We start from the raw sequence: 12758 nt of genomic DNA, 5'->3' as shown, positions 1-12758 counted from the left end.
ATCCTCTATTATTGTTGTATTTAAGCTCCTAGCACTTTATTTATAGATATAAGAATTCGCTCACTATGAAAAGGCTTGATGACGAACTCCTGGGCACCAGCTTGAATAGCTTGTATCACCATATTTTGTTGCCCCATTGCGGAGCACATAATGATTTTGGCTTTCGGATCAGCCGCCTTTATGTGTTTGACCGCTTCTATACCTTCCATTACTGGCATGGTAATATCCATCGTTGTTACATCGGGACTTAAGCTCTTATGTTTCTCTATCGCTACTTTGCCGTTCTCTGCTTCCCCTACGATGGTATGCCCACCCTTTTCGAGGATGTCCCTTAACATCATGCGCATGAATGCCGCATCATCTACGATCAAGATCTTAGCCAGTTAAAGCACCCCTTCTCTCAAACCTATGTCCTTGCTTGGTAACACTCACTTGTATCTTCCTTCCTATACTATGAATTCAAATGCACTTCTTAAGAACTAGGACAATCATAACAACGAGGTATATATTGGTAACCGAAAAAAGTTGGCGCGCCCCCGCAAAATTGTTGCGGTACCTCGCAATGGAGATCAACGCAACCGCACAATAGCCCCCGCCCTACTAGGCTTGTCACTTCATCACATAAATAAAAAAAGACCTCGCATCACATGTATGTGAACGAGATCCTCTTATTAATTTATTATTAAACTAAACCGACCTCACGACGGAATAAAATCCGAGTCGTTCAATATACCCATTTGCTTTGCCCTTATAGCCGCTTCAATTCTCGATTTTACTTTTAGTTTCTGAAATAGACTAGTTAAGCTATATTCTAGCGATCGCTGGCTCATAAGTACAAGCTCGGCAATTTCCTTGTTGCTTTTCCCGCGGGCTATCTCTTTCAGGATCTCATACTCCTTATTACTTACAGAGAAAGCTGCCTGATCGTCGTCCATTCCTGAACCCGTAACCGTCGTCCTTCTCAACTGTCTAACTAAGGAAAGAGGCAGAATAACCTCTCCTCTCAAGGCACAACGAACGGAAGTAACGAGTTGCTCCCTATTTGTTGTTTTAGAGATAAATCCAAATATGCCCGTCTCTATCATCATGTTAAAATGGTTATTAAACTCAAATCCTGTATAGATTAGTATAATGGCGCCTGGGTTCAAACTTAATACTTGCTTAGCCAGATCAATCCCGTTAACATCGGCGATATGGAGATCGAATAACATCACATCAAAAGATTGTGAACCTACCATTTCCAAAACTTCCTCAGCAGAATTCGCTAGGTGAACCTTCATATCTCCTTCCTGCTCGAGTATCATCTTGGTTCCTTCCATAACGGATGGATGATCGTCAACCAACAGAATATGAATCATGATTCTACACCTCAATTTAATATTCTACTTTCTATTCGCGTGCGGGTATAGATATGTAGATAGATAACCCTTGATTCTCAGGCGAGAGCAATTGTATGGTTCCATCCATACTGCGAACCCGTTCCTTCATGCCATTCATCCCCATGCTCGTAAGTGAATCTGATTCTTCCATCCTCGTTAAATCCATGCCAACTCCATTATCCTCATATTCCAAGCGAATACGATCCCCTTGACTATACAATAGAATATGAACTTTCGTAGCAGAAGAATGTTTCGTAGCGTTAGCTAAGAGTTCCTGCACAATGCGATATAGACCAATGATTATGTCATCATGTAACCTATGATTGAAATGCACAGCATCAAAATGAATACTATAGTTTGCACGCAATTGTGTGAAATCGAATAATGCCTCAAGGGAAGATATAAGTCCATCCCTAATTAACATAGGTGGTCTTAGTTCATTACATGTGATACGTATTTGATAAACGACATTAAGTAGTCCCTCCGTGATTTGTCCTAGTTGCTCCCTGAGCACCCCTGTGATCGCTCCGTCCGTTAGGAGGAAATCCAACTTGCGATACCAAATAATCTGCTCCTGCAGTGCGGAGTCATGTAAATCCTGTGCGAGACGTTTTCGCTCGTTCTCAGATAAATTGAATATAAATCGCAAAAGCCATGTTGGAGCCACTTGACCCGAGGCAGCTTGTTCAAGCTCCTTAGTTAAGTCTTCGATTAGCAGGAAGTTATCAAATAGAACACTGACATAACGGCCGATGGTCTTCAGCCATACTCTTATCGACGTAATCTGTAAGCTTGGTGGCTTTTCATCAATACAAAGCAAGTAGCTCTTCCCTTTATTCTCATCTAGCTTAAGATAATATCCCCTGTCCGATTCGATAATTTCGCATAACTTGTCCTTGTTGCATTCGACTTCAATTAATCTTACGTTTGAGACGTTTAGTATTTCTCGTACTTCTTGCAACAACCGCTGTTCCATCTGAGGGATCTTCATCACACCGAAGAGATCGTGAGAAAACTCATCCAAACTCGTCTGTAGGCGGAAATACCGTTCCTCACTTTCGCGAATGACTCTCTCTGTAAGCTTTCTATCCCTTTCCGCCCTTTTCCGATCCCTTATATCACGAAACAGAGATATAGCTGCATATTCTCCCTTATATGGAATGGAGTTAGCTACTACTTCAACATCGATAATTTCACCATCTGACCGTATAATCTTCTGCTCCACAGGAGTGGAGGAGGCCCTTTGTTGTCTATAGATTTCTCCCATTCTCTCCTGTATTAAGGTCCAATTATCGGGATGGGCATATTCAAAAATCGATCTTCCAACCAATTCGCTAACACCGGACACGCCAAATAACACAAGCGCAGCAGAATTTACATCGATAAATTTGTAGTCACTATGGAGGACAATCGCTTCAGGTGACAACTCAATAATCTGCTGATTCAACTCCTTACTCTCCAACAAAGCTTGCTCTACTCGTTTCTTCTCCGTGATATCTTCAAACATCAACTGGACAGATGCAGATTGAGAGTCATAGATAGATAACATAGATACAAGGATCACGTGACTATCTGAACGAACTACCTGATATTCAGCAGGGATGGAGTAACCGTTCAACATGGTATTCTCCATTGCCTGACTTACACCATCCCGGTAGTTAGGATGGATCCAATCCATGAGATTTGGTACAAACGTATCCCCTGTGAGATTTATACCTAGCATTCTAGCACCAGCCGGATTAATATAATTAATTTGACCTGCCTTATACACGGCAATCGCTACTGGAGAGAGCTCTACCAATCTGCGATAACGTTCCTCGCTCTCTTGAAGAGCTCTTTCCATCTTTAGACGCTCTGTAACATCCTTTATTAGGATCAGGATCGTCTCCGCTATTTCGTCATATATTCCAATAACCTCTGTCTCAATAACTTGGCCATCCATTCGAATAATCTTATATTCTGTGGATCCTAAGTACTGCTTGTTCATTAATTGCAGCATCCGATTCATGGCTTCTACCCTGTAGTCCAAATGAACATAATCGAATATGGATTGCCCATCTAATTCGTCGGCGTTTGTTGCTCCCAGCATATGAAGTCCCGCAGGATTTATGTAGACCACCTTGCTCTGACGAATGAGAACCATCGGCTGAGGCGAAAGCTCAATCAGTCTCCGGTAACGTTCCTCACTCTCTCTAAGTTCGTTTTCAACCTTCACTCGCTTGGAAATATCCCGTGACACAATGACAATGTTCTCTATCTCCCCTTCGACGCCAAGTACTGGGGTACATAGGGATTCAAGATATATGATGTAACCATCAGCATGGATAAAACGACTACGTAATAGTTTACTCCCTCTCGTCTGCAACATATCCAAGATTTGATCGATTAAATATTGCCTATCATCTGGATGGATATATTCTAAAATTGTAGTGTCCTTAATTAACCCCTCAGGGATCCCTAATATTTTCTCACTGGAGGGTGAGGCAACAACAAAGTTCCCCTTATAATCTAAGACGCCCATCATATCCTTCATATTATCCGTAATTAGCCGATACTCTGCTTCACGATCAGCTAGCTTCTTCTCAATCTCCCTGTTCAGCGTGACATCTTTAGCAATTGCAAAGGCACCCACAATACGGTTATTCACTTGAATGGGTACATTTTTCATATCCCAGTGAGTAACTCCCCCATCCTTATGGTGTGACGTCACCGTATAAGTTGAAGGATATCCTTCTATAGCCCGCTTAAAATAATCGGTTATTTGCTGCGTATGCTCCACATCAAAGATGTTCATAATCGAACGACTTTCTTTAATACTATTTAATCGTTCTCCTGTAATATTCTCGGCAGCTTGATTCATGTCTACGATATTTCCAAGTAAGTCTAATTCACAAACAACATCCGTGTTATATTCAAATAACGATTTATAACGTTGCTCACTTCTCTGTAGAGCCTCTTCCATAACCTTTCTTGCGGTAATATCGATCACAGCGCCATCGTGCCGAACCACCGTTTGGGATTTATCCATACTCGGTATGATACTGATCTGAAGCCATCTGATTTCACCATTAGCATGGATAATCCGATACTCACTAAGATCTGGAATCCCTAGTTTTATGCTGTCCATTATTTTGTGTATGTGAGGTAATTCATCTATATGGGCGATCTCCGAAAAGAACCTAACCCCCGAAGCCTTCTCCATCGGGTAGCCCGTAATTTTAACTATCGCATCCGAAATGAATACTTTCCGTGTCACCAAATCAAAAGACCAAATAGCCACGTCAATCGTATCTAACATCTTCTGATGCGACGAGAATGTTCTCTCCAATTTCTCCTGCGAAGCTTTCTGCTCCGTTATATCTAGAACAACCCCATCAATCCGGCAAATCTTATTATCCTGACCCCGCATAGGAATGCCGACACTTTGAACCCATTTGAATTCACCAGTTTGAATAACGATACGATGCTCCAGACTACTTGTCAGGCCCGAATATAGCCTATCCATATGTTCATCGAACATATGAATGTCTTCCATATAGACCATTTCTATTAAGAGATGGGGGCTATGGTACATTTCCTCGCTCGAGAAACCAATTAAATTCTTAAAATCATTTGATAGTGTTAATACATTGGTATCCTTATCAATAGTCCAAGTGGATATATATTCATTGCTGAGTAATTTCATAGCTGGAGCCACCTTCCTATTCTCTCTCTTCAACCTAAAACTATCAGATTACGGTAACGCGGTAAAGCAGATATATTTGCCGACCAATTAGGCTATAAATAGCAGCGAAAACAGCGAAATAAAGCCACTTCTAAGAAGTGACTTTACTTGGACAATACACTTTTTCGTTCTCTGGTGAATGATTACTTCTTAACAGGATAGCAAACCTCTGTAACCCAATGATCTGGGTTAGGTTCCGTTGCAGGACCTACATGATAGATGGTAAACATCGAACCATCAAATTCATACTCATTGTCCGAAATCCAGTTTGCGATAGATTCATTGATCTCTCTCAGCAAAGCATAACTGCCTGTCAGTATGGCCGAAGCAACGGTGATTGGGGCAACCTTTTTGAAACGTACATGTTCTGTGTCCTCATAATTGCCCGTGACGGAAATCTGAATTTCGACGTCAACATCACTATCTTTGAATCCCTCGTCGTGAAAAACCGCAAGACTGTAGCATGGACTAGACATTTGCAGACGATCTCCTACTTCATTCCCTAATCGAGCCCACAGCTCACCTTCTTGGTCATAAGCAGGAATAACATCTCTAAGACTCGCTACATATCGCTCTGGAATGACTTTCAAAGTAACGTCATAGTTCATAGTTACACGATCCTTCCCTAATCTTTGAATAGTGTTCTGAAGGAGTGCCAGTTTTTTCTGTATCACTTCCTCCTCTTCTTGCATTTGGGCGTATTGAATAATGAGGTGCTTCCGTAAACTCTCCGCATCGTCATATTCGGCGAGGATCTTCTTGATCGCTGGAATACCAAACCCCAGACCCTTTAAGACCTGTATTCTGCCTGCAACCGTTAATTGTGAAGCTTTGTAATAACGATAACCTGTGAAATCATCAATGTGGTCTGGAATGAGTAAACCTAACTCGTTATAGTGTCGCAGCATCCGGATACTGATTCTCGACAGTTTTGAGAAATCGCCTATTCTAAACATAATGATCCTTTCTACCGGTAAATTTTGAGCTCATATATAGAATGAAGTATGACACAGTGGCAGAGTCAAGAGAGCATATAAAAAACACTTTTTTACGCTATGTAGGCACAAGTACACGCATTATCGCAGAGAAAACTTTAGTGTCTGTGGAATTTTTGCAAATATAGTCCGTTTATATAATGAGACTTCTCAAGGTCAGTTCTGATTAAGGGGTAATTCCTTTCTCATTACTGTAGGCCGAGGGATTTGAAAGTGAGGGCTTCTTATCAAACGACGTATATTAATTGCATTATGTCTCATTGGAGTTGCATTGGTATTATTGTTTCCGATGATTAAATTGTCAGTAATAAGCAGTCACTATGAATTATACGGCACTTATTTTTTAAACGAATTACAGGGGGTTCAAAGAGGATCAGCGCTCACTAAACGTGATAAATTAAAAACTCAAAATACCCTATACAATGTAAAAGGCATTCGATTAACCAATATCCTATACTACGAGAACCTGCCCCAGTTGTCTTTCGGATTTATCTCTGATAAAAAACCTAATACTTACTATGATATTAAACTTGTTGATGAATCTGGAAATGAAATTGGACAGTTGGTCACGAGTGGAACTATCGATTTTTATAATAAGACACTTGAAAAATTATATCTTAATCTCCATTCAAAACTGGAAAAACATCAAGTTTATAAAGTTTTGATTCTTAATAAGCAGGGAAAATTTGCAGGAGGTATGGAGTTTAGATATACGTGAAATGAGAAAGACCCGAGGTTTCGCCCCAGGTCTGTCTCATATTCTTCTGTGCTTATTGCGCGATAGCCTTCATCTTACCTTCAATTGCTGTAACTTGCTCCAACTCATGCTGGATCGTTGTTTGCAATAAACTCTTTTGATTCTCAGCTGCCGTGCGAAGTGCTGCAATCTCAGAATCTACTTTAGGTTCAGTCGCATCGTATTTGTCTTGAAGACTATTGATTACATCATATAAATCTTCATGACCTACAACTCGTGCATGACCCCAATTTAAACGGTCGGCAGGTTGTCCTAATACCTGATTCGTAAAGAAATCAAATGTTTCACGATCAAAGCTATAAGCGTACCAGTTGTTATCTACTAGGAACAAATCGTTGTCCAAGGCTGTTTTTACATCGCCTTTTTCAAGTGACTCTAGCGACTTGTTAATGGCATCTAGGTTGTTTTGTGCGTGCTCATGCGGGAAAATTTGTACATCTTCCCAAGTTAACTTCACTAGATGTTCTTGCGCATCGCGATAGATTTCACGCAACTTGTTATTGAACTCTTTGTTATCATCGAACAATTTTTGCGCTTGCTTCTCATCACCTTCAAGAAGTGCGGCCTTATAGTCCGCATTGATCTTATTGACCTTCTCCGTGATTGTCGTTGCCGCGGCAATCGTACGATCAATTGCCTTGAGCAATTCTTGTGAGTCTGCCCCTGCTGCCATATTGGCATCCGCAGTGATGGACTCCTTCATTGCTTCGAAACGTTCCGTGAAGTCCAGTGGCATAACAGCCGTGTTATCATAAGCCGCAACAAGCAAACCGTACATATTGTGATGGAATCGGAATGCCTTCTCATTATAGGTTGATTCATTATCAAACTGTGAGTGGTAGTGTGACTTCATGAAATCTGAATCTTGGAAGTCATTACGTAATGAAGGGATTCCGCCTAAAGAATAGGAGAAATCATCTGACCATGTACGTAGTGGGGAGACAACACTAATCCCGTCCTTATACACACCCTCAACTGTTGGTACCTCTTTAGCAAATTCAGTCAGGAACTGATCTAATTCATACACGGATCTGATTTCATCCGCAGACGTATGCTCATAAGCTGGCAATTCAAAGTTAATGTTCGCTACTACTTTGTCCTGCCATTCTGGACGCGCCTTGAAGATTTGCTCATACGCTCCTGTTGACCAGTCATATCTGGAGTTACTAATGCCCCATTCTTCTGCTGCTTGAGCCACAAAAACAATGGTTTTCTCTGGTTGGTAGCCGCTATCAATCAATCCCTTAGCAATCCCAGCCATCATACCGATCGCTGCGGAGTCATCTTGAAAACCATCAAAATAGGCATCATAATGCGAGCTAAGCAGAATAATAGAATCCTTATCCTTACCAGGAATTTCACCCACGATATTGTATGACTTCGCGTCCTTCTGGACGACCGACTTCGCATCAAACGATACCTTCAGCGTCTGTTGACCGGTCTCCTTTAAGAGTGTGATTATAGCATCTGCATCTTTTCTAGAAATGGAGAATGCCGGAGCATCATCAGGTCCGCATATATCCTGAGCATTTAACGCCTCTGGATCTATCTCTCCATACCCACCTTGTTGCGCAGCTAGGACAGCTTTGGCACCCTTTAATGAAGCTTGATAAGCAGGGTAATTAATCCACCACTCATCTCTCTGATTAATATCAATCAAGACCAGCTTGCCTTTGACATCCAGATCAGCGAGATCCTGCTTCGTTCCTTTCCCCGCATACACAACCTCGAATGTTTCCGGGCCATTGGTTACAAAATTAGCCTGATATCCACCTAACACTAATTCATGGCTCTTATTATCTTTATCTACATAAGTTAGATCTGCCTTTTCAAATTCCCAGGAGTCTACCTTAATTTCATCCTTGGTTACATTCTTCAATCCAATCTTTTTAAACTCCTCAACGAGCATCTCTCCCGCAGCAAGTTCTGCCTTGGAACCACTTGGTCTGTACCCTAACTTTTCGTTAGATTTAAAGGTCGTCAACTTCTTGGTAAGCTCATAAGAATAATTCGTGTCTACCTTTTCTAAATACTTAGAAGTACTCCATTGCTCCTTAGACGAAGTTTCTTCCTTAGATCCAGAACTGAGCTTCGTTACGAGAAAATATCCTGCGATGAGTATGGCGATGATGACCACCACAAATGTAACCTTTTTTTTCAATTACTTGTCTCCTCCAATGTGTTTGTAATTTTGTCACAAATAGAAATATACCAACATTGTGAGTTGATATCAATCTATTTATTCTTATTTTCTGGAGAAAACTCAATACAATAGTATGTATGCTCTTTCATAATCGATATTATTATCATTTGCTCGATAATTCTCATCATGTGATAATTATTTATTAGATTTCCGCAAGCGATGAATGACTCCCCACTCATACATAATGTCGAAAATCGGTGCCAGCGTCTTTCCGTAATCTGTCATCATATATTCCACACGAGGTGGCATTTCGGGGTATACCTTTCGCTCAATTAACCCATCCTGCTCCAATTCCTTAAGTTGCTGCGTCAGCATCTTTTGAGAAACTCCAGGTATTAATCGGCGAAGCTCATTGTATCGTCTTGCTCCTTCTTCAAGATGCCACAGAATCAGCATTTTCCACCTTCCACCGATAGCCTCTATGGTAGCCGCAACATGAATATAACAATCTATATCTTCTTCGTTATATGCCGGATCTGCTCGCAAAATATCCAAAAACATAGCACTCACCCCTTGGAACATTATTTTTTAACCCCATATTACTATCCTGTCCTAGATATCCTATCACATGAAACGTTGATACATAAATTTCTTACCTAAAGGTAACTATCTAATGTAAAAGTGCCTTCTTGTGGGGTGCCACAGACATGTTCTACACTTACAGTGCCAGCAAGATCACAGTAAATATCGATGAGGAGTGAACAATGAACATGGAGAATAGTTTAAAAGATAAAGTGGTGCTCATTACCGGGGCATCCAGAGGAATCGGACAGTCTATGGCGGAGCGATTTGCTGATAAAGGGGCCAAAGTCGTCGTAAATTGTCGTAGCAACGTTCATCAAGCGGAAGAAGTCGTAAGCCAAATCAGACAACAGGCTGGAGAAGCTATTGCCATTCAAGCTGATATTGGGCGCGTTGCAGAAGTGAAAAGGCTGTTTGATATGACCCTTCAAGCCTATAGCAGAGTAGATATTCTCGTGAACAATGCCGGAGTTATGATAACGAAACCTATTGAACACTTTTCCGAAGAAGATTTTGACCAATTATTTGATAGTAATGTCAAAGGTACCTTCTTTACCTGTCAGCAAGCAGCCATTCACATGTCCACGGGTGGACGCATCATCAACTTTTCTACATCTGTCTTAGGCTCCATGTTTCCTGGATACAGCTTATATGCGGGGACGAAAGGGGCTGTTGAACAATTTACCCGTCAACTTGCCAAAGAATTGGGCCCGAAGGGAATTACAATTAACGCTGTAGCCCCCGGGCCCATTAATACTGAATTGTTTATGCAAGGGAAAACCGAGGCTCAAATTGAAGCCTTGGCTGGAATGAACTCTTTCCATCGCTTGGGTGAGACAGAAGATATCACCGGAACCGTCCTTTTCTTAGCGAGTGAAGAGGCGCGGTGGATTAGCGGCCAAACCCTTCGGGTAAATGGTGGATTCGTGTAAAGCATCTTTCCCTGCTAACACAACAGCTACCGGTAAGATGGCAATGACGATGATAATCATATCTGCAAAGAATAGGTTAGATAACAGCCCAATAAATAAAATATACAGGATCGGTGTATAAAGGATGGCTGCCACTAGTCCAAATACGGTTCCAAACACATAGGTGAAAAGTTTACGGTTCCTCTTTCTTTTATCCAAGTAAAACACAGCCATAGAGTAAATCATCAGCAAGAACAGAGGGATCGTAAATATATACGCCATACTATTTAAAATAACTAGGCATGCCCAATTTAATATGTTCAAAATCACTAAACTACTTAACAGGAATGCCTGCTTGTTCGCTATTCTTGTCGCTCCCCAGTAGGTTAAGAGCAACATTCCAATGATTACAATGACACACATGGTATAAAAGAAGATATCCAATATAGACAAAGCTTCTGTTGCACTCGTGCCCTTGATCATTCTTTTGGCGAGGTAAGTTCCAGCCTTTCCGACAGCTCCCGCTCCCAGGGCAGATAATAGGATCAGCAACAAAGTTCCTCCGAAGTCTTTCAGTCTACATTCTTTTCTAAGCAGAAGTGTACATCCCCATGTCAGAGATAAGATTCCGACCAAAATGGAACTGATAAGCATCAGTTTATTTGAAAATATCAGGGTATTTCCTTTTAAAAACGGAAAATATACCGCATCTTCATTACTTTGTAGTACCCCGAGGTCCACGGTACTTAAATGATGTGCTAAATCAACCATGGTCTTAAAGTACATATATGCGCTGTTACGATTCAGGTTGTCGTAATTATCGATGGGTTCATGATAAGCTTCTACCCCATCTGCCATAGCAAAATTCATTCCAGAGTAACCTGCACGCAAAAATACCGATAGATCCGTATCATTTGGCATCATTTTATAGAATGAGGCTAGAAACGAAAATGCCGAAACATGATCCACGCCCTTGCTTAAAGCCTGAACCATTCCTTTATTATCATTTGAGGTTTCAAACATTAGTAAAGTGCCCGCGTTCCCTCTTGCCTCTAAATTAACGACCTGCGCAATTTTCTCCTTCATATCTGGATTAGCCGCTACAAAAGCCTCTGCCCCAAGTAATCCTAGCTCTTCCCCGTCCGTAAATAGGAAGTACATATCATTTGTTAGTTGGTTCTGCTGTTGAACTACACGTAATGCCTCTAACATGGAGGCCACACTTATCAAATCATCTCCAGCCCCCGGTCCACCAGTCGTACTATCATAATGACTTACAAACATAACTCCTTGTTCCGTGTTTGGTGCATCTATCTTCACCAGGATGTTCTGTAATATTGAAGATTGTTGAATCTCGTATGTACTTCCGACCTTATCTAATTGTTCTATTATGTAAGCTCGTACTGATTCAATTTCCTGGCTACCCGACGGATGTGGCTCCTTCGCCATTTCATATACATGACTCATCGTCATCGTAAAATCGGCATTCTTCTCTTCTACATCATCTAAAGTAATAATTTTGTTCGTATAATCCTTCGGTGCCTCCGTTGGCGTAATTTGATGATAACCAAGGGTAATTCCAACGGCTAAAACAACGAGCATCATCCCCATATACACTAATAATCTCTTCGAGTTCCGCTTCGGTTGTGTTATCTTAACATCCATCTTATTATTCACCTTACTGTTCATCTCACTGTTCATCTCCTTAGTACGTATTCTGGTTTTATACTCAGTAGGCTTACTTATTTTATTAATCATTCCAATAATATTCCAATTCATTTTCTTTCGACGGAATGTAATATTTACCCTTTAATTTGGATGCCAGGTTGCCTACCGCTTTCTATTCCGATGCCGATTTGCGCATACCTTCTATTTGGCTGCCTTACTCCTTACTCCTTACTCCTTACTCCTTTCTACTTTCTACTTTCTACTTTCTACTTTCTACTTTCTACTTTCTACTTTCTACTTGCTACTCGCTACTTGCTACTTGCTACTTGCTACTTGCTCCTTGCTACTTTCTACTTGCTCCTTGCTACTTTTTTGCCTTCCTGCCATCCTGCTTTGCCTTCTTTGACCATACTTTGTTGCCGTATCTGATACTTAACAGGAAAACCTCCTGTTAAATCGTTGATTTTTCTAAGATTCCTATACTTACCTGGAAATCCTCCAGTTAATTCAACTGATTTTCTGCAACCTTTGCTCAAATATCGAAATTAGATGGAGAAATGGACCTCTGTCAAAAAAGTGGACACTACCTTAAGGGAATT

The 12758-nt window shown here is 41.0% G+C and carries 9 protein-coding genes; 2 read left to right on the top strand and 7 right to left on the bottom strand.

Annotation, left to right across the window (positions count from 1 at the left end; all coding sequences use genetic code 11):
* Positions 1–20: 20 nt before the first annotated feature.
* The 4 genes from EJP82_RS21340 to EJP82_RS21325 all read right to left on the bottom strand — a co-directional run bounded on the left by EJP82_RS21340 (position 21) and on the right by EJP82_RS21325 (position 6059).
* Positions 21–383 carry a response regulator gene (locus EJP82_RS21340; RefSeq protein ID WP_127194096.1) on the bottom strand — a complete coding sequence of 121 codons (363 nt, stop codon included), beginning with the start codon at positions 381–383 and terminating at the stop codon, positions 21–23.
* Positions 384–698: 315 nt separating this feature from the next.
* Positions 699–1358, bottom strand: coding sequence for a response regulator transcription factor (locus tag EJP82_RS21335; protein ID WP_127194095.1), 660 nt, complete (start codon positions 1356–1358; stop codon positions 699–701).
* Between the two features lie 31 nt (positions 1359–1389).
* Positions 1390–5064, bottom strand: a complete 3675-nt coding sequence (locus EJP82_RS21330) for a PAS domain S-box protein (protein ID WP_127194094.1) — start codon at positions 5062–5064, stop codon at positions 1390–1392.
* A 182-nt stretch (positions 5065–5246) separates the two neighbouring features.
* Complete coding sequence (locus tag EJP82_RS21325) at positions 5247–6059, bottom strand: MerR family transcriptional regulator (RefSeq protein WP_127194093.1); 813 nt, start codon at positions 6057–6059, stop codon at positions 5247–5249.
* Positions 6060–6369: 310 nt separating this feature from the next.
* Here EJP82_RS21325 and EJP82_RS21320 point away from each other — a divergent pair, with 310 nt between their 5' ends.
* On the top strand, positions 6370–6816 hold the full coding sequence (locus EJP82_RS21320; RefSeq protein ID WP_170220263.1) for a hypothetical protein: 447 nt from the start codon (positions 6370–6372) through the stop codon (positions 6814–6816).
* Positions 6817–6868: 52 nt separating this feature from the next.
* Here the strand turns inward: EJP82_RS21320 and EJP82_RS21315 are convergent, their stop codons facing one another.
* Positions 6869–9016 carry a M28 family peptidase gene (locus EJP82_RS21315; RefSeq protein WP_127194091.1) on the bottom strand — a complete coding sequence of 716 codons (2148 nt, stop codon included), beginning with the start codon at positions 9014–9016 and terminating at the stop codon, positions 6869–6871.
* Positions 9017–9193: 177 nt separating this feature from the next.
* Positions 9194–9559 (bottom strand): winged helix-turn-helix transcriptional regulator, encoded by a 366-nt coding sequence (locus tag EJP82_RS21310; protein WP_127194090.1) that lies wholly within the window; start codon positions 9557–9559, stop codon positions 9194–9196.
* Between the two features lie 209 nt (positions 9560–9768).
* Between EJP82_RS21310 and EJP82_RS21305 the strand changes: the two genes are divergently transcribed.
* Positions 9769–10512 (top strand): SDR family oxidoreductase, encoded by a 744-nt coding sequence (locus tag EJP82_RS21305; RefSeq protein WP_127194089.1) that lies wholly within the window; start codon positions 9769–9771, stop codon positions 10510–10512.
* Here the strand turns inward: EJP82_RS21305 and EJP82_RS21300 are convergent.
* Positions 10447–12180 (bottom strand): M20/M25/M40 family metallo-hydrolase, encoded by a 1734-nt coding sequence (locus tag EJP82_RS21300; protein ID WP_170220262.1) that lies wholly within the window; start codon positions 12178–12180, stop codon positions 10447–10449. The genes EJP82_RS21305 and EJP82_RS21300 overlap by 66 nt on opposite strands.
* Positions 12181–12758: the final 578 nt, after the last annotated feature.

The sequence above is a fragment of the Paenibacillus anaericanus genome, assembly GCF_003994475.1.
Lineage (GTDB): Bacteria > Bacillota > Bacilli > Paenibacillales > Paenibacillaceae > Fontibacillus > Fontibacillus anaericanus.
This window is presented reverse-complemented; position numbering and strand designations above follow the sequence as displayed.